The sequence below is a fragment of the Drancourtella sp. An57 genome (genome assembly GCF_002161525.1).
GTDB lineage: Bacteria > Bacillota > Clostridia > Lachnospirales > Lachnospiraceae > Sellimonas > Sellimonas catena.
Map to the genome: position 1 here is coordinate 17862 of NZ_NFHY01000010.1, position 18293 is coordinate 36154.

At 49.5% G+C, this 18293-nt stretch carries 14 protein-coding genes; all 14 read left to right on the plus strand.

The window, feature by feature from the left end:
* Nucleotides 1-15 precede the first annotated feature (15 nt).
* The 14 genes from B5G11_RS09510 (at nucleotide 16) to B5G11_RS09580 (ending at nucleotide 18283) form a co-directional block, all read left to right on the plus strand.
* Nucleotides 16-4392, plus strand: coding sequence for an acyl-CoA dehydratase activase (locus tag B5G11_RS09510; RefSeq protein ID WP_087253327.1), 4377 nt, complete (start codon nucleotides 16-18; stop codon nucleotides 4390-4392).
* A 137-nt stretch (nucleotides 4393-4529) separates the two neighbouring features.
* Nucleotides 4530-5210: a response regulator transcription factor gene (locus B5G11_RS09515; protein ID WP_330616794.1), complete on the plus strand. Its 681-nt coding sequence runs from the start codon at nucleotides 4530-4532 to the stop codon at nucleotides 5208-5210.
* A gap of 25 nt (nucleotides 5211-5235) precedes the next feature.
* Nucleotides 5236-6648: a HAMP domain-containing sensor histidine kinase gene (locus B5G11_RS09520; RefSeq protein ID WP_158099246.1), complete on the plus strand. Its 1413-nt coding sequence runs from the start codon at nucleotides 5236-5238 to the stop codon at nucleotides 6646-6648.
* 120 nt (nucleotides 6649-6768) lie between these two features.
* Nucleotides 6769-7203: an A24 family peptidase gene (locus tag B5G11_RS09525; RefSeq protein WP_087253118.1), complete on the plus strand. Its 435-nt coding sequence runs from the start codon at nucleotides 6769-6771 to the stop codon at nucleotides 7201-7203.
* 92 nt (nucleotides 7204-7295) lie between these two features.
* A complete protein-coding gene (locus B5G11_RS16330) occupies nucleotides 7296-7715 on the plus strand; it encodes a riboflavin kinase (protein ID WP_158099247.1) in 420 nt (139 codons plus the stop codon).
* On the plus strand, nucleotides 7687-8799 hold the full coding sequence (locus B5G11_RS09535) for a DUF3810 domain-containing protein (RefSeq protein WP_158099248.1): 1113 nt from the start codon (nucleotides 7687-7689) through the stop codon (nucleotides 8797-8799). Before B5G11_RS16330 ends, B5G11_RS09535 begins: the two co-directional genes overlap by 29 nt.
* 54 nt (nucleotides 8800-8853) lie before the next feature.
* Nucleotides 8854-9216, plus strand: a complete 363-nt coding sequence (locus B5G11_RS09540; RefSeq protein WP_087253122.1) for a CidA/LrgA family protein — start codon at nucleotides 8854-8856, stop codon at nucleotides 9214-9216.
* 1 nt (nucleotide 9217) lies between these two features.
* Nucleotides 9218-9910, plus strand: coding sequence for an LrgB family protein (locus B5G11_RS09545; RefSeq protein ID WP_087253124.1), 693 nt, complete (start codon nucleotides 9218-9220; stop codon nucleotides 9908-9910).
* 107 nt (nucleotides 9911-10017) lie between these two features.
* Complete coding sequence (locus tag B5G11_RS09550) at nucleotides 10018-11043, plus strand: low specificity L-threonine aldolase (RefSeq protein WP_087253126.1); 1026 nt, start codon at nucleotides 10018-10020, stop codon at nucleotides 11041-11043.
* Nucleotides 11044-11131: 88 nt separating this feature from the next.
* Nucleotides 11132-12406 (plus strand): 2-hydroxyacyl-CoA dehydratase family protein, encoded by a 1275-nt coding sequence (locus B5G11_RS09555; protein ID WP_087253130.1) that lies wholly within the window; start codon nucleotides 11132-11134, stop codon nucleotides 12404-12406.
* Nucleotides 12400-14058 (plus strand): acyl-CoA dehydratase activase, encoded by a 1659-nt coding sequence (locus tag B5G11_RS09560; RefSeq protein WP_087253132.1) that lies wholly within the window; start codon nucleotides 12400-12402, stop codon nucleotides 14056-14058. The genes B5G11_RS09555 and B5G11_RS09560 overlap by 7 nt, the downstream gene beginning before the upstream one ends.
* Nucleotides 14059-14076: 18 nt before the next feature.
* A complete protein-coding gene (locus tag B5G11_RS09565) occupies nucleotides 14077-16713 on the plus strand; it encodes an ABC transporter permease (protein ID WP_087253134.1) in 2637 nt (878 codons plus the stop codon).
* 250 nt (nucleotides 16714-16963) lie between these two features.
* Nucleotides 16964-17263 (plus strand): hypothetical protein, encoded by a 300-nt coding sequence (locus B5G11_RS09570; protein ID WP_204229594.1) that lies wholly within the window; start codon nucleotides 16964-16966, stop codon nucleotides 17261-17263.
* A gap of 318 nt (nucleotides 17264-17581) precedes the next feature.
* A complete protein-coding gene (locus B5G11_RS09580) occupies nucleotides 17582-18283 on the plus strand; it encodes a LytTR family DNA-binding domain-containing protein (RefSeq protein ID WP_087253140.1) in 702 nt (233 codons plus the stop codon).
* Nucleotides 18284-18293 lie beyond the last annotated feature (10 nt).

Consider the following 18293-nt stretch of genomic DNA (forward strand, 5'->3'; position numbering starts at 1 on the left):
AGGCAGATGAAGTATATGATTAGCAGAAATTTGAGACTTTCATCTGATCAGGAATTACTGGTTGGAATTGACGTTGGATCCACCACGACAAAGATCGTTGCGGTGGACCCGGAACAAGGGACAATCCTGTATTCAAATTACAGACGGCACCATGCAAAGCAGTTAAAAAGTGTCGTCCGCGCGGTAGAGGAATTCGCGCGGGAATGCCCGGATGTGCCGGTGCGGATCGCGCTGACCGGTTCGGGAGCCAAACCCGTTGCAAAGAAAATGGATGTCCCTTTTGTACAGGAGGTGGCGGCAAATGCCATCGCGCTTCAGGACAAATATGAGTCCGTCGGGAGTGCCATTGAGCTTGGAGGACAGGATGCAAAGATGATTTTCTTCCGAAAGGAAGAGGGGACCGGCGCGCTCCAGGTTGCGGATATGCGGATGAACGGAAGCTGTGCCGGAGGGACCGGCGCATTTATCGATGAGATCGCGTCTGTTCTCAAAGTTTCCGTGGAGGATTTCAATGCGCTGGCTGAACAGGGAACCTGTGTCTATGATATTTCAGGACGGTGCGGCGTGTATGCCAAGACCGATATCCAGCCCCTTTTGAATCAGGGAGTGGCCAAGACCGATCTGGCTCTTTCTGCATTTCACGCGATTGCCAAGCAGACCATCGGCGGTCTCGCCCAGGGACTTGAGATCGAAAAGCCGGTAGCATTTGAGGGAGGACCGCTTACCTTTAATCCGGTTCTCGTCCGTGTCTTTGCCGAGCGTCTGGATCTTTCTCCGGAGGATATTTTAAGGCCGGAACACCCGGAACTGATGGTGGCCTATGGCGCAGCCATCTCGCTGAAGACGATGTTTGAAACGAAAAGCCGTACCGCTTCCGAGTACGCACAGCTTCTTCAGAATGCAAAAGAAGAAAAGGATGCCGACTCGAAGGAAGCCCGGCCATTTTTTGCGTCTAAAGAAGAGGAAGAGATATTCCGCCGCAGACATGCGACAAAACCGGTGGAATGGAAACAGCCGGAACCGGGAGAGACGGTGAGAGCCTATCTGGGAATCGATTCGGGCAGCACGACGACAAAGTTTGTTCTGATCGGAGAAGACGAGGAAATTCTCGGCTCTTTCTATGCACCGAATGAAGGAGAACCGCTTATGGTGGCAAAGCGTGCCCTGATTGAGATGCGGGAGCGCTACAAAAAGGCGGGTGCTAGACTGGAAATCATTGCGGCAGGGACAACCGGATACGGTGAGCAGCTCTTTGCCAAGGCATTCCAGGCAGAGTACCATACCGTAGAGACGGTAGCACACGCAAGGGCGGTGCAGAAATATGTCAGTGATGCGACATTTATTCTAGATATCGGCGGACAGGACATGAAAGCGATCTGGATGGACAACGGTGTTATTACCAACATTCTTGTCAATGAGGCATGTTCATCAGGCTGCGGTTCCTTCCTGGAAAACTTCGCATCTACCTTGCAGATACCGTCAAAGCAGATCGCCGAGGTGGCATTTTCGTCCAGGCATCCGGCGGTGCTTGGAAGCCGGTGTACGGTCTTTATGAACAGCAGCATTATTACAGAGCAGAGAAACGGAAGACAGCCGGAGGATATCATGGCCGGTCTGTGCCGTTCCATTATAGAAAATGTCTTTACGAAAGTCGTCCGCATTTCCAACCGGGACTCTCTGGGAGACCGGATTGTCGTGCAGGGCGGCACGTTTGAAAATGATGCGGTAGTCCGGGCGATGGAAGAATACCTCGGGCGGGAAGTATTCCGGGCGCCGTATCCGGGCATCATGGGAGCCATCGGAATTGCGCTGATCGCAAAGGAACGCCACCAGAAAGAACCGGAGAAAAGGACGTTTATCGATCTGGACTCTCTGGATGATTTTTCCTATAAGCAGGAGTCCAATTCTCCGTGCCCGTTCTGCCAGAACCATTGTAAGAGGACGATCGTCACCTTCTCCAACGGCAATGCGTGGATCACGAACAACCGGTGTGAAAGGGGAACGGTGCTTGGCATGCCGGAGGATTCCAATGTTCGGCAGCAGTTAAAGGAAAAGACGCAGAAGGCAAATGCCGTGCCGAACCTGTTCCGGAAGCGGGAAAAGCTTCTGTTCCGGGAGTATCCGCATCCGGAGCTTGCACCGAAAAGGAACATCACCATCGGAATTCCGCGTGTCCTTTCCTTCTGGGAGACGATGCCGTTCTGGGTAACATTTTTTGAATCTCTGGGATTTGATGTAAAGATTTCGGATCCGAGTACAAGGAAGATTTATGAAAAAGGTCTTTCAGCGGTAACTTCAGATACAGTCTGCTTTCCGGCAAAGCTTGTCCACGGGCACCTGAGAAATCTGGCGTCCAAAAAGGTGGACCGGATTTTCATGCCATCGATCACGACGGTTCCGACCGAGAACACGGAAAAGACAAGTGAGTCCATGTGCGCGGTTGTAAAGGGATATCCGATTGTCGTGCGCAACTCGGACAATCCGGCGCAGATGTGGGGAATCCCGTATGACGCCCCGCTGTTCCACTGGTATACGAAGGAAGACCGGGACAGGCAGCTGACTCAGTATATGAAAGCGACCTTCCAGATCCCGGAAGAGATGACAAGACAGGCCATGGAAGCGGCAGACCGGGCGGAAGATACCTTCCACACCGAACTGAAAAAAGCGGGAAGCGCCATCCTTGAGGAAGTGACCCGTACCGGAAGATTCGCGGTGGTACTGGCGGCAAGGCCGTATCAGAATGATTCTCTGGTCAACCACGATCTGCCGGATATGTTTACGCGGATGGGAATCCCGGTGCTGACGGCGGACTCCCTGACGGAGGCCAATGAGGTGGATTTAAGCAAAAGCCGGCTGGATATCGTAAACAACTACCATGCACGGATGATTTCTTCTGCAATCCTTGCGGCTGGCAACGAACATCTGGAATATGTGCAGATCGTAAGCTTTGGCTGCGGTCATGATGCATACCTTTCAGACGAAATCATCCGTCTCATGAAGGAGATTTCCGGTAAGACACCGCTTGTTTTGAAGCTGGATGAAAGTGATATTCAAGGACCGCTCCGAATCCGTGTCCGTTCCTTCCTGGAGACGGTAGCCATGGGAAGGGAGAAAAAACGGGGACTTGAACTTCATGAACTGAAAGATCCGTATCCGGTGAAATATACGAAAGAAAGCAGACAGGAAAAAGTTGTGTTGATCCCGAATACATCCCATGCCTTTTCCAGACTGATGGCAGCGGCCTATGCAGGGCAGGGAATCCGCACGGTTCCGCTGGAGATCGGTCGGGAGGAAGCGATCCGGCTCGGGAAGCAGTATGTGCACAATGATATCTGCTTCCCGGCACAGATTGTCATTGGCGAAGCTCTTGCGGCACTGAAAAGCGGAAAGTACGATACCGACCATGTGGCAATCGCAATGGGAAAATATATCGGAGACTGCCGTCTTACCCATTACGGTGCGCTGCTTCGCAAGGCTCTGGATGATGCGGGATACGAGAATGTTCCGATTCTGACCAATGACGATATGGATTATCACAACCTGCATCCGGGCTTTCAGATGAATCTGCTTTCCGCCATGCGGATTGCCTTCGGTCTTCCGATGATCGATGTGCTGGAGGAACTTCTTCGGAAGATCCGGCCGTATGAGACGGAAGAAGGAAGTGCGGACCGGGCATTTGAAAAAGCAATGGATCAGGTGATAGGAGGACTGGAACGCTCCGGCATTTCCGGAATGAAGAAAGGCTTTAAAAAGGCCATCGAAATCATGAAACAGGTTTCATATGACCGGACAACCACGCGGCCGCGGGTACTGATTGTCGGAGAGTACCTTCTGAATTTCCATCCGGGTGCCAATCATGAGATTGAAAGATATCTGGAAAACAACGGGTTTGAGATTGTTGAAGCGCGGATGACGGATGTAATCCGTAAGACTTATTTTTATAAAGACAGCCAGAACAGGGAATATCATCTGAAGAAGCCGGTCAAGGATAAGGTGTGGTTCCACACAGCAAATCAGATCTTCAATCTGGCCCACAACGTGACGGATTCGATCGCAAAAATGCATCCGCTTTATCGCCCGGCATGCAGAATGCAGGATCTGGTCAAGGACAGCGATCCGATCATTCATCATACGTTTGACGCGGGAGAAGGGGTGCTGATTCCGGGAGAAATCCTGCACCACGCAAAGAATGGCTGTAAGTTCTTCGTTATTTTACAGCCGTTTGGATGTCTACCGAACCATGTGGTCGGAAGAGGAATTTCCAAGAGGCTCAAAGAGCGGTATCCGGATATCCAGATCCTGACGCTGGATTATGATCCGGATGTCAGTTTTGCAAATATAGAAAACCGGCTCCAGATGCTTGTAATGAATGCGAAAACACGGAAAGAATAGCAGGAAAACCGCCTCATCCGTTTTCCCATGTTTTTTTAGAAAATGCACACAAAATTCTTACAATTACACTTTATAATAGAAAAAATGAACCCGAAAAGGGGTACTGCCCATGGGGCAGGATGGAAGGAGGAGTAAGGATGAGGCGGATGCTGAGAAGGATGCTGATCGCGGATGATGACATGCATCTGAGAAAACTGGTATCGACTTACGCAGAACTGGAGGGATTCCAGTGCCAGGAGGCGGAAAATGCGCAGGAAGCAATCGACCTGCTGGATAAGACGGATTTTGATATATTGATTCTGGATATTATGATGCCGGGAAAGGACGGTTTTGAGGCTCTTGCGGAGATCCGGGAGCACTCACAGATCCCGGTGATCATGCTGACTGCAAGGAGCGAGGAGTATGACAAGCTTCTTGGATTTAATCTGGGCGCGGACGATTATGTCTCCAAGCCGTTCAGTCCGAAAGAACTGATGGCAAGAGTGAATGCGGTACTCAAAAGAACCGGAAGCGCGCCGAATATGATTTTACAGTTTGGTGATCTGAGGATTCAGATCGATGCGAGGCTGGTGGAAATCGGGGAGAAGACGATCAATCTGCCGCCAAAGGAATTTGATTTGCTGGTTAAGCTGGCACAAAATGAACACATTGTCCTGACAAGGGAACAGCTTCTGGAGACAGTATGGGGATACGAGTACCATGGAGATACAAGGACCGTAGATTCCCATGTCAAATCTCTGAGAGAGCATCTGGGAGACCGCCGGAAGCTGATTCAGACTGTGTGGGGAGTCGGATATAAATTTGAGTACAGAGAATAAAAAAAAGCACTGCCTTTTTTCCAGCATGATGGCGCGTCTCTGGCTCATCATGATGGCTCTTGTCATCTTTACGATCGTCCTGATGTGGGTTATCCAGATCCTTGTCCTGGAGAGAAATTATACCAAGGTGGCGATTGAAGGGATACAGGAACGGCTGGAACCGGTGGAGGAACAGCTCAACAGTGAAGATCTGGCAGACAATGATCAGCTGATTCCATATTTGAGCAAGACGATTAACGGCAAGCTGATGATTGTCGATTCCGAAGGCCGGCTGGAAGCCATTTACAGTTACGGACACCAGCTGGACATCGATGAAGATGAGAAAAATATCAAGCCCTGGCAGAATATCAGAGACAGCGAAGAATACCAATCCATTCTGGACGGGGAGTCTTTCAGCAGGGAAGTGAGGGAAAGATCACAGCTGATATCTTATGAAATCGGGATTCCGGTCCTCTATAACGGAGAAAAGGAATATATTATTCTGACACAGAATTTTACGGAACTGAATCAGGTACTGGATATGAACCGCAGACAGCTGATCTTTTTCAGCGTTCTTCTGATGATTGCTTCGGCAATTCTGGCGCATATCCTTTCCAGAAAGTTTACGAAACCGATCCATATTATCAAAGGTACCGTAGATGACCTGGCAAAAGGGGATCTGACAGCGGTACCGAACCTGAAGCTGAATGATGAAGTCGGACAGCTGGCGGACTCCGTGGAAGAGCTTTCACGGGCACTTCGGAGAGTGGACGATTTACGGAAAGAAGTCATTGCCAATGTCTCTCATGAACTCCGTTCTCCTCTGGCCCTGATCGGAGGGTATGCGGAAATGGTCCGCGACATCCACTGGAAGGATGAGGAAAAACGTACGGAAGATCTGAACCTGATTATCCGGGAATCAAAGCGTATGAGCGAGATGGTAAATGATATTCTGGACTATTCTCAGCTTCAGACCGGCTATCTTCAGTTGAAAAAAGAATGGTACAACCTGTATGAAATCGTAGAATCCGAAATCATGTTCTGTGAACCGAGTGCCAGAGAGTACGGGATTCAGATCCGTTACGTCTCGGATGAAACGGAGATTCCGGTATATGTAGATGCGCTGAAAATGAGCCAGGTGATCCGAAACCTTCTATATAATGCTTTGAATCATACTGAAAATAAAAAGGAAATTATCGTATCCCTGAAGACGGGAGAAGATGGCTGTCTTGTAGAAGTGAAAAATCCGGGAAATCCAATTCCGGAGGAAGAGCGGGAACTGATCTGGGAGAGGTATCAGAGAAGCCAGCATCAGGCAGGACGCAGGGAGGGAACCGGGCTTGGGCTTTCCATTGTCAGCACGATCCTGAAAGCGCATGGCATGACCTATGGGGTGGATTATCAGGATCAGATGACGGTCTTCTGGTTCCGGACGTTAAAGGATGAGGAATCAAAATAGCAAAAAGATTATTCAAAGACCATTCAACAGGGGAAAGGGCGCATCCCTTTCTCCTTTTCTGAAAACAATTCTGTTTTATCAATTTGACCTATCATAAAATGATCACGAAAAGAGGATGTTATGAATATCGTATGTGAACTACTGTTTCTGACAGTACTTTTTGGTGCGGCAGTGTCGGACTGGAACGAAAAAAAGATTCCGGACCGTTATCCGGCACTTCTCCTGATTACGGGGCTGCTTGCCGTTTTTACGGATACGTGGCAGCAGCTGTCTCTTCTGCAGGCGGTGTCAGGGGCAGTGTCCAGTGCATTTCCGTTGTTTCTTTCCGCCCTGCTTGTAAAGGGAGCGTTTGGAGGCGGAGATATCAAACTGATGGCGGCAGCCGGCTTCTGCCTCGGAACAAGTCGGGGGATCCTTGGGCTGTTTCTGGGGCTTCTGGCGGGAGGAATCTATGGACTTGCCATGACAGCCGTCAAAAAGCGCAAAAGGAAAGAGACCATTCCCCTTGGCCCCTTTCTTGCCCTCGGTCTTGCGGCCGCAAGTATGCTTCCATAAATTTGTGCAAAAAAGAAGTTAGTCTTGATTGCTTTGGAGAAAAATGTCATAATAAGCGTTATGAAGTAAAATGGACAGGCGGAGGAACACCATTGTATACATTAACAGGAATCATTATTCACGGAAAAGGAAATGGAAGAAAGGTCGGTATGCCGACGGCGAATCTACAGTATCAGGAAGAGGACAAACTTCCGGAGCACGGAGTCTACGGAGTTATGGCGTGGATTGACGGGAAGCGGTACGCAGGTGTCACCAATGTAGGGACAAGACCTTCGGTGGACAATGATCCGAAGACTACGGTGGAGACATATATACCGGGGCTTGACATGGACCTGTACGGGAAAAAAGTGATGATTGAGTTTTATCTTTTCCTGCGGGGGATTCAGAAGTTTGATTCCCTTGAGGAAGTCAAAAATCAGGTGGATCAGGATGTCCGCCGGACAAGAGACTATTTTCACAAGATGTTTCCGGGAGGTTTTGCAAATGAGGAAGAGACGAAAGAGACGAGTTAAAAAGCGGGTGCTGATTCCGTTGATTCTTCTTGCCGTCTCAGTGGCCCTGATGGCTGCGTCGGTGTATGTAGACGGATTTGCCGACTGGCATACAGAGCATATCTATCCGGCTCTGACGGGAAGTATCGGGCGGATTTTCGGGCTGGTTCCGACCTCTGTGGCGGAGATCGGCCTGTATCTTTTTGTGCTGACTCTCATTTTAGGTTTTCTGTACATTCTGCTTTCGATTATCCATAAAAACTGGAATTTTTACCGGACGAAGAAGACGGCGGTCGTACTGCTGTGGACCGTATCGGTTCTCGCATTTCTATATGTGATCAACTGCGGGATCAATTACCGGAGCACCTCGTTTGCAGAGCGGAGCGGAATTCTTCCGCGGGACTATACCGTGGATGAACTGCGGAGCGTCTGCCTGACGCTGACTCAGGCGGTGCAGGATACGGAGCCTTCTGTTACAAGGGACGATGACGGGGAGCTTCTCTTTACGACCGATGCCGGAAAGAATGCGGTCCGGGCCATGCAGACGCTGGGGGAAGACTACCGGGAACTGAAGGGTTATTATCCGGAGCCGAAAAAGCTGATTTTTTCGGAATTCCTTTCCATACAGTCACTGACGGGAATTTATTCCCCGTTTACGGTGGAAGCCAATTATAATGGGGACATGACTGCGTATAATATTCCGTTTACCATGTGCCACGAGCTCTCTCACCTGAAAGGATTCATGCAGGAGCGGGAGGCAAACTTCATCGCCTGGCTTGCGTGCAGCCGGTCGGATGTGGCGGAATTCCGGTACAGTGCGGCTTTATCCGGATGGCTGTATGCGACCAACCAGCTCTGGAATTATGATCAGGCATCCTACGAGGAACTTTACGGGATGCTTCCGGAAAACGCAAGAAAAGACCTTCAGAGAAATGATGCGTTCTGGGCAGAGCATGAAGGCAGGATTGCGGAGGTGTCCAATCAGATTAACGATGCCTATTTAAAGTCGAACGGGCAGGAAAACGGTATGGAAAGCTATGACAAGATGGTGGATATGCTTGTTGTCTATCTGCTGGATCATGCGTCCGGGCAGGGCGTATCCTAAAACGGCTGCGTATATGCCTTTTACATAATGACAGAAAAGAAACAGGAGAAAAATATGAAAGTATTACGGCAATTTTTAATTATAATGATAATTTCACTTCTGGGAGAGATCCTTAACCGGATTCTCCCGTTTCCGGTTCCGGCCAGTGTTTATGGACTGGTGCTGATGTTGACGGCATTGATGACCGGATTAATCCGTGTGCCTCAGGTCAAAGAGGCATCGGTGATTTTAATCGAACTGATGCCGGTGATGTTTATTCCGGCGGCGGTAGGACTGATGACAGCCTGGGATAAGCTGCGCCCGGTGGTAGTGCCGGTGATAGTGATCACCTTTGTGACGACGCTTCTCGTCATGGTAGTGACCGGCATTGTGACGGAAAAGGTCATCGAGAAAACGGAGAAAGGAGTAGAAGAATAAGATGCAGAGCTTTATTGAACATTCCCTCTTTTTTGGACCGGTGATCAGCCTGGTTGTCTACGAAGGGGGGCTTCTGCTGAAACGGAAGTACAAACTTGCGGTGCTGAACCCGCTTCTGATCACAGCGATTGTACTGATCGCCTTTCTGGCGCTCACCAACGTAGAGTACGAGTCCTATAATGCAAGCGCCAAATATATCAGTTATTTTCTGACTCCGGCGACGGTTGCCCTTGCGGTGCCGCTTTACGAACAGCTCAAGCTTCTGAAGGAAAATCTGGCGGCTGTTCTGTGCGGGCTCCTGGCGGGCGTACTGACAAGCCTTGTCAGCATTTTTCTGTTATCCAAACTGTTCGGTTTAAACCACGAGCAGTATGTAACCCTGCTCCCGAAGTCCATCACCACAGCTATCGGGATGGGAGTCTCAGAGGAAATGGGTGGTATAACCGCCATCACCGTGGCGGTCATCTGTGTGACCGGAATGATCGGAGATATCACGTCAGAATGGCTTTATAAGATCTTAAAGATCCGCCATCCGATCGCAAAAGGACTGGCCCTTGGGACCGCCTCCCATGCGATGGGAACCGCCAAGGCCATGGAGATGGGCGAAGTCGAGGGAGCCATGGGAAGCCTTGCGATCGTCACGGCAGGACTTTTGACGGTTGTGGGCGCATCCTTTTTCGCACAGCTTATGTAAATGTCCGGAAAATGTGATATACTGATAACGTTGGCATGAAATGCGGAGCAATCCGCAGCGTTATAGAGAGTTATAAGGAGTAAAAGAACGGACAGGAGGGTAAGACTATGATTATGTTTCAGAATGATTATGTGGAAGGAGCGCATCCGGCCGTCCTTCAGAAACTGATAGATACGAATATGGAGCAGAGTGTCGGGTACGGGGAAGATCCGTACTGCGAAGAGGCAAGAGCCCGTATCAGAAAAGTAGTTGGCCGGGAGGACGTGGACATCCATTTTCTTGTGGGCGGCACTCAGACCAATCTGACCGTGATCGACGCGGCACTTCGCCCGTATCAGGGGGCGCTTTGCGCGCAGACCGGACATATCAATGTTCATGAAACCGGTGCTGTTGAGGCGTGCGGCCATAAAGTTCTTGCTCTGCCGGGCAAGGACGGAAAGATTACGGCGGCGCAGGTCAAAGAGGCCCATGACAGCCACTGGGCGGATGGAGCGCATGAACATATGGTACAGCCAAAGCTGGTATACATCTCACATCCGACAGAGCTTGGCACGCTGTATACAAAACAGGAACTGACAGATCTGAGAAAGGTCTGCGACGAGTGCGGACTGTATCTTTTCCTGGACGGTGCAAGGCTTGCCTATGGACTTGCAGCGGAAGGGACCGATGTGACGCTTTCTGACATTGCGGCACTGACAGATGCCTTTTATATCGGAGGCACCAAAGTGGGAGCGCTGTTCGGGGAGTGTGTCGTTATCAGCCATTCGGCGCTGAAGGAGGACTTCCGCTACCTGATCAAGCAGAAAGGCGGAATGCTCGCAAAGGGACGGCTCCTCGGCCTACAGTTCCTTGCCATGTTTGAGAATGACCTCTACATGGAGATGGGACGCCATGCGGACCGGCTTGCCATGAAGCTGAAAAAGGAGCTTCAGGAGAAAGGATACCGCTTCTATATGGACAGTATCACGAATCAGCAGTTCGTGATTGTGGAAGATACGAAATTACAGGAACTGGAAAAAGAATTCCTGTTTAACCATGAGACACGCTATGACGCGGACCATACGGTGATCCGGATCTGTACGTCATGGGCAACAAAAGAAGAACATATTGAAAAACTGCTTGCGGCATTTTAAGACGCCCGGCCCTGATGAAAAAACAGGAGAATCCTCTTTTCATCGGGGCTTTCGTACCGCTTACAAAGAAATAAGGAGGGATGACAGCATGTCAGTTGCAGACAAATATATTGACTTTGTAAGACAGGAAGCAATCGAGCATCCTGAGAAAAGCTGGAACAAAATGATTTTCGGGTTTCAGGCAAACAAATGGAGAACCAGACTTCTGCCAAAGAGCGGGCTTTCCAAAGGATATCAGAAGCTGGAATCGATGATGATGTCACTGGTGGCGGACGCTCTTGCCAGAGAGGACAGCTATGTGTGGAGCAATATTTTCGCGCCGTGCGAGATCATGCAGAGCATGGGAATCCGGACACTCTCCATCGAGTGTCTTTCGTGCTATTTAAGCGGATATCATCTGGAAGATCAGTTCATCGACTACGCACAGAATGCCGGAATTGCGCCGACACTCTGTTCCTATCATAAGACTTTTGTCGGAGGCGTGGACAGCGGCGTGGTGCGCCAGCCCCACTATGCGGTGACGACCTCTCTTTCCTGTGACGGAAACCTCAATACGTTCCGTTATCTGGAGAAGAAAAAGGGAGTACCGTTTACCTTTCTGGATGTCCCGTACCGGGATGATGAGGCGTCAGTCTCCTATCTGGCGGATCAGCTTCGGGAACTTGCAGAGAAGCTTTCCGAAACTTTTGGAGTACGTTTCAGCGAGGAAAAACTGCGGGAGACCATCCGGATCGAAAATGAGACGAGAAAAGAGCTGTTCCGGTTTTTTGAACTTCAGAATACCTATTATTATCCGGGAGAGATTATCAGCCAGTTGTATCTGATGATGGGAACCCATCTGCTTATCGGAACGCAGGAATTTCTTGACTTGATCCGTTTTATGGTCGAGGATATTCAGACATACCCGAAATTTGAAGGAAAGAGGATTCTCTGGATTCATCTTCTGCCGTTTTATCAGGAAACACTGAAGAAATATTTTAACGGAAGCAAAGAGTATCAGATCACGGCAGGGGATATTGTCATTGATTACATGGAGAAGATGGATCCGGAAAAACCGTTTGAGTCACTTGCCAAAAAGATCATCCGGAATCTGTACAATGGCTCTTATTCACGGAAGGCCGATATGGTCGGAGAGCTGGCGGACCGGCTGAAACCGGACGCAGTCATCCATTTCTGCCACTGGGGATGCAAGCAGGCATCCGGCGGAAGTCTGATCTTGAAAGACCGGATGAAAGAAAAAGGCATCCCGACGCTGATTCTGGACGGTGACGGGATTGACAAGAGAAACAGCCACGACGGACAGATCAAGACGCGGCTGGAGGCATTTTTAGAATTGTTGGAGACAGAGGAAAAGGAATGTTAGGATATATATGTAAATATGCACCTGTGGAAGTCTTCGCGGCCATGGGAGAACCGGTTCAGAGGATTGAGCCGCAGGTGACCAGTTTTAATCAGGCGGATATGAAGATGCATCCGAACATCTGCAGCTTTGCGAAGGGCGTGCTGGAGGAAGTGTCAAAAGGAGAGTATGACGGAATCATCCTGACGACGTGCTGCGACAGCATACGCAGGCTCTATGACGTACTGACCGAGGAGATGCCGGATAAATTCATTTACATGCTGGATACGCCGCGGATCATCAAAGATGCGGGGATCACACTTTACGCACAGCGGATCCGTGACATGATCCATGCTTATGAAGTATATTCCGGTAAGAAGTTTGAGGAGGAAAAGCTGGAAGAAATTATCCGGGCCCATCAAAGGGAGGAAATGATTTCCCTGAAAAAGGGCGGGCCGAATATCGGAATCATCGGTGCAAGAGCCGACGAGACGATCAAACAGATCTTAAAGGACAAAGGGGCCAATGTGGCATTTGACCTGACCTGTACCGGTCTTGCGAGAAAGCTGCTCTACGATGCGGAAGATGTGTTTGGCGGATATGTAAGAGGGCTTTTAAGCCAGTTTCCGTGTATGCGGATGGAGGCTGCCGCCGGAAGAGACGATCTGATTCAGAAATATGCAGAAAGTGTGGACGGGGTACTTTACCATACCGTCCAATTCTGCGATAATTATTCGTATGAGTACGCATGGCTCAAAGGGATTTTAAAGAAGCCGATGCTGCTTCTGGAGACAGATTACACGAAGCAGAGTTACGGACAGGTGCTGACCAGGATGGAAGCATTTCTGGAATCACTGAAAGGCAGCAGGAAAGAGACATCAAAAAGGAGAGGTGAGGAAAGCATGTATGTAATGGGGATTGACAGCGGATCGACGTCGACCAATGCCGTGATCATGGATCAGGACAGAAAAATCCGGGCATTTTCCGTGATCCGGACCGGAGCAAAGTCCGGCGAGAGTGCGGACCGGATTTTAAAAGAGGTGCTTGACCGGGCCGGACTGAAACGAGAGGACATCGCAAGAATTGTATCTACCGGATATGGAAGAGTCAGCATTCCGTTTGCAGATGAAAATGTTACCGAGATCAGCTGCCACGGCAAGGGCGCTCATTATTTCAATTCGAAGATCCGGACGATTCTCGACATCGGAGGACAGGACAGTAAGGGAATCCGGTTAAATGAAAACGGCGAAGTCGTGGACTTTGTCATGAATGACAAGTGCGCGGCAGGAACCGGACGTTTCCTTGAGATGATAGCAAGATCTCTGGAGATCGATATCGATGAACTGGGACCGATCGCCATGAAATCGACGGAGGATATTGAAATCACAAGCATGTGTTCCGTTTTTGCGGAGTCGGAGGTGATCTCTCTGATCGCCAATAACAAAGAAAAGGCGGATATCGCAAATGGAATCTGCAGGGCGATCGCGAATAAATCCTACTCACTTTTAAAGAGAGCAGGGATGGAGCCGGAATTTATGATGACCGGCGGCGTTGCGAAAAATCCGGGTGTTGTGCGTGCGGTAGAAGAAAAAATCGGGGAAAAACTTTATATCTGTCCGGAACCGGAGATTGTGGGAGCAGTGGGAGCTGCGCTTTACGCACTGGAGCAGATGTAGGTAGAAAGAGAGGAAGAGATGAAGAAGGCGGCGAAAATCTGGAGAATTGTTTTATCTTTGAGTGTAGTGGTCTTATATACAGTTGTCTGGCAGCTTCCGGTGGGAGGGGAAAACTACAATCTGATCAGTGCATGGATTCAGGCGCTTCAGTCCGGTGACTATATGCACTTCTGGCTTGGATCATCGGCAGGTCCGACGCTGGCGTTTTGCCATATTCTGGGAACGATTGCCGTACTGCTTTATGTAGCGCGCCTGATTTTGATGATTTTAAAAAAAGAGGTACATGCACTGGATATTGCGTCACGGGCTATGGTGTTTCTGTGCCTGATCGCCTGCATACAGGCGGCAAACGCTTATGAAGGCGTACACGGAACAGAACTGAACAGCGAACAGGCTGAGCTGATGCCTCTGCTCTTTGTATCCATTGCCAGTCTGTTTGAATATGTAGGTTTCCGCTTCCTGGATGAATGGTATGAGCAGATGGCAGCCTACCGAGAGGTAAAACGGCAGGAAAGAGCGGCGAAACTCCGAAGAAAACAGGCGCTTTATTTTCCGGGGCGGTATCCGAAAGAGCTTGGAATCCTTATCTGGGAAAACTTCCGTTCCAGCATGAAAGACGGTGTGCTTCTCATTCTGGGAGGGATCTTTACTGCGATCTTCCTTATTGTTGCCTTCGGAGTATTCCTTTCATCCGGAAATATTCCGCAGGTACCGGGAATCCCGGAGTGGATTTTGAAACTGCAGGGGATCTTTACAAGTTCTACAGTGATGATTATTTTCCTCTGCATCCTGCTGATGTACAACTTGATTTCCAATTATACAAAGGTGAGAAACCGGGAATACCGGACTTTCCTGATTCTCGGTATCCGTACCCGGACGATCTACCTTCTGTTTGCGGTAGAATTTGGCATCAGTATGGTATTATCCGCCATTCTCGGCATACTTGCCGGAGGGGGTCTCTACTCTGTACTCAGAGAAGCGCTTCAGGGAAGAATCGTGCTTCCATCGTTCTTTTCCTCCTATGTCATCGGCTGGGGCGGGATCGCGTTTCTTCTGACACTGATTCTGGCTACCATGCTGAATCAGGAGAATATCCTGCGGATGGGCAATTCCACTGTGCTCTACGAAGAGAAAGAGGCGGAGACCGTGCCGTCTGCCGTATGGAGAAGGGTGATTATAGGACTGGTGCTGCTTGATGTGGCAGCAACATGGTATACATCTGCGGCCTGGAGCGAGAATAAGGGAAGCTATCTGTTTGTTGTCCTTGGCGTGTTCCTCATTCTGACCGGAGTGATGGTAAGAAGCGTCAAAAAAGCCCGGCTGAATCCGAAAAAATATATCAAGGATGTGCTTTGGAACAAGGAATGGAGATACCGGTTTAAAAAGAACCGGTGGAGTATTTACGTCATGACGGTTGTACATATCTGCGTCCTTTCCTTTGCCGGAATTCCGTTAATCAGTGGAATGATTACGCCATCGGCGGAGGCGCAGCTGCCATATGATATTGTCAGCATGGCCTATGATCAGGATATGGACCGGGTGGAGGCGGTCATGGAAGAGTATGACGTGAAAACGCAGATTTATCCGATGGTGCGGGTTAACTCGGTAAGAGGAAACAGCAGTCTGGAAGACGAGCGGATGGTAAGCATGGAGCAGGGACAGTATATCGGGATTTCCGAAGATACCTACCGGGCTTTGAAAGAGGCACTTGGGAAAACACCGGAGAATCTGGATTTAAAAGATGGAGAGATTCACACGGTTTACCAGCAGAATGTATCCATGCCGGCCAGAAATCTGGATTACAGCGGTTCCAGAACGGGAAATTATCTCCGGTTCGGACAGCCGCTTCTCTACTACAGCGTAGACCGCAGGCATGAGATTTATACCGGTCATGAGGAAGTCGGCAGAGAGCGGGACATTCTGACGGGAGTTCTGGGAGAAGGAGAACAGGAACAGCTTGTTGTCTTTTCCGATGAAGAATTTGAGCGGGGATACGAATCCGTACGGAAGAAAAATGAAGAAAACATGCCGGTTCTTCTGGAGCAGGGAGAGGCAGCATGGGAAGAATACATGGTTCAGAATGAGGACAACCTGACGGACGGGCCGACCAATCTGATTCTGTGGGAAGTACCGAAGGATCAGTACGAGGATGTGGTTTCGGCGCTTTCTTTCCTGGAGGAAGAGCATCCGATCGACCGGTTATTTGATGAGCGGGTCGGCAATCTTTATCCGAAGGATGAGATGATTGGAAAGGTGAAAGAGAGTAATGTCCGGGATCTGACGACACAGGCTGTGGCAGCGGCGCTTGTCTTTGTATTCGGACTCTTCCAGATTTATTCCAAGACGCAGAGCGAGGCGGGAACGATGCAGGAGCAGGATCTGTTCCTGATCCGGCTTGGAATGAAGGGAAAAGAGCGTCGGAAACTGATGCACCGTCAGATTCACCGGCCATTCTGGATTTCCGCGGCTGCCGGAATTCTGATCGAGACAGTATTTGCGCTGCTGACATTTGAGGTACGGTCCTACCAGACGGGGGATATGCTGCGGTATTCGGCATCGGCAGCGGTCTTTACCATCCTCTACTACCTGATCTGGGAGATCTGGCTGACCGTGATGGAACGGAAAATATGGAAAGAAGCCGGGAACGGGAAATAAAAGGGAATCCCGGGCCTGTGCCTTTTTATAGGTAAAGTGAATAGAGCTGTATTTAAAACAGGTATTTTACAAAGGAAAAAATCTCTGCTACACTTACCTCATAAATCAGGCAGCCGGAAGAGGAAAGCATAAAAGGAAGAACGCGGAAAACGTGTACAACCTGGCAATGAGAGAAGTGGCAAAGAGCCATATTTCACAAGTACTTTCGATTGAGCGGGGCGGAAAGAAAAGACAGAACCAATTTGAGGAGATGAGTGAAATAAACAGGAAGAAATGGCTGCTTGTTCCGGTGGCGGTCTGGGTGACGATGAATTATGCACCGCCGTCCTACTCGGATTCCTACACATGGATCCTTCCGGAAGGCGAAGAATATGTGCCTTATACCAACCTGCACTGTGTCGTTCTGACCGGGGAAGAATACGGGCAGTATCGGGTTGCGGATCCGATAAACGGATGGCAGACCGTGGAGAAAGAGACATTCTGGAGCAGCTTTGATGCGGTAGGGCGAAGGGCGGTGACCATAGCAGGAAACGAGGAGGCACTTGCCTGAAAAACAGGTTCAGACAAAATAAAAAATGGAAATATTACCGACTCTGTCAGGCAAAACCTGACGGAGTCTTTTTTTGTTTAACAGGAAACTTCGTTCCCTGTTAAACAAAAACGCTCCGCGGGATGCACACTCGCGCAAAGCAGAAATTTGTCGCTAAAGCGACCACGCCCGGCGCGAAAGTTCCGCAAGCGCAACTCGTTGTTCTACGAAACGCCGCTGCTGTCTTTTATGCCGGATTTTCTTTCTTTCGTGCTGTGGTACTTGAAGATAAAAATTCAGAGAATTATAATGAACGCACAAGGGGAAAAGGAGGGGCTTATGATTCGGATTGCAGTCTGTGACGATCAGGAAATTGTGTGTGAAAATGTCAGGAAAATGATCCTGCATGAAGAGGAGGACCGATACGAAGTAGATCTCTTTCGAAGCGGAAAGGAATTACTGGAGGCAGGCCGTAAATATGATATTCTGTTTCTGGATATTGATATGCCGGGGATGGACGGAATCATGACGGCGAAGGAGATCAGAAAGACAGATAAGCAGGTTGAAATTATTTATATTACCAATTATGGCGGATATGCAGGATATGCTTTCGGAGTTCATGCCTTCGGCTACCTGCTCAAACCGGTCAAAGAAAAGGAAATTAAACGGCAGCTTAAGGAAGCGCTGGAATACATGCAGAAGGAAAATCAGAAGCCGGTTGTGGATCTTCTGACGAAGGAGGGAAGAATCCGGATTCCGGCGGAGGAAATCTATTACTTTGAATATACATTCCGGATGCTTGAGGTGCATACAAAGGAAGGCGTCTATTACCAGCAGGCAAAGATCAGTGAATGCCTGGAAAAAATGCGGCCGTATGGCTTTGCAATGCCGCACAAAAGCTTTGTAGTCAATCTGGATCAGGTCAGGGGAATTAAAGGATACGAGATTACCATGATGGATGGAAGCGTTCTTCCGCTTTCGCAGAAAAAGGGAAAGGCATTCCGGGAGGAACTGAATCAGTTTCTGGCCGGACGGCTGTGAGGAAATGGTT

What these genes read in the sequence shown, in the direction of transcription:
- B5G11_RS09510 (WP_087253327.1), top strand. Translation starts at nt 16, where the DNA reads ATGATTAGCAGAAATTTGAGACTTTCATCTGATCAGGAATTACTGGTT.
- B5G11_RS09515 (WP_330616794.1), top strand. Translation starts at nt 4,530, where the DNA reads ATGAGGCGGATGCTGAGAAGGATGCTGATCGCGGATGATGACATGCAT.
- B5G11_RS09520 (WP_158099246.1), top strand. Translation starts at nt 5,236, where the DNA reads ATGATGGCGCGTCTCTGGCTCATCATGATGGCTCTTGTCATCTTTACG.
- B5G11_RS09525 (WP_087253118.1), top strand. Translation starts at nt 6,769, where the DNA reads ATGAATATCGTATGTGAACTACTGTTTCTGACAGTACTTTTTGGTGCG.
- B5G11_RS09535 (WP_158099248.1), top strand. Translation starts at nt 7,687, where the DNA reads ATGAGGAAGAGACGAAAGAGACGAGTTAAAAAGCGGGTGCTGATTCCG.
- B5G11_RS09540 (WP_087253122.1), top strand. Translation starts at nt 8,854, where the DNA reads ATGAAAGTATTACGGCAATTTTTAATTATAATGATAATTTCACTTCTG.
- B5G11_RS09545 (WP_087253124.1), top strand. Translation starts at nt 9,218, where the DNA reads ATGCAGAGCTTTATTGAACATTCCCTCTTTTTTGGACCGGTGATCAGC.
- B5G11_RS09550 (WP_087253126.1), top strand. Translation starts at nt 10,018, where the DNA reads ATGATTATGTTTCAGAATGATTATGTGGAAGGAGCGCATCCGGCCGTC.
- B5G11_RS09555 (WP_087253130.1), top strand. Translation starts at nt 11,132, where the DNA reads ATGTCAGTTGCAGACAAATATATTGACTTTGTAAGACAGGAAGCAATC.
- B5G11_RS09560 (WP_087253132.1), top strand. Translation starts at nt 12,400, where the DNA reads ATGTTAGGATATATATGTAAATATGCACCTGTGGAAGTCTTCGCGGCC.
- B5G11_RS09565 (WP_087253134.1), top strand. Translation starts at nt 14,077, where the DNA reads ATGAAGAAGGCGGCGAAAATCTGGAGAATTGTTTTATCTTTGAGTGTA.
- B5G11_RS09570 (WP_204229594.1), top strand. Translation starts at nt 16,964, where the DNA reads ATGAGTGAAATAAACAGGAAGAAATGGCTGCTTGTTCCGGTGGCGGTC.
- B5G11_RS09580 (WP_087253140.1), top strand. Translation starts at nt 17,582, where the DNA reads ATGATTCGGATTGCAGTCTGTGACGATCAGGAAATTGTGTGTGAAAAT.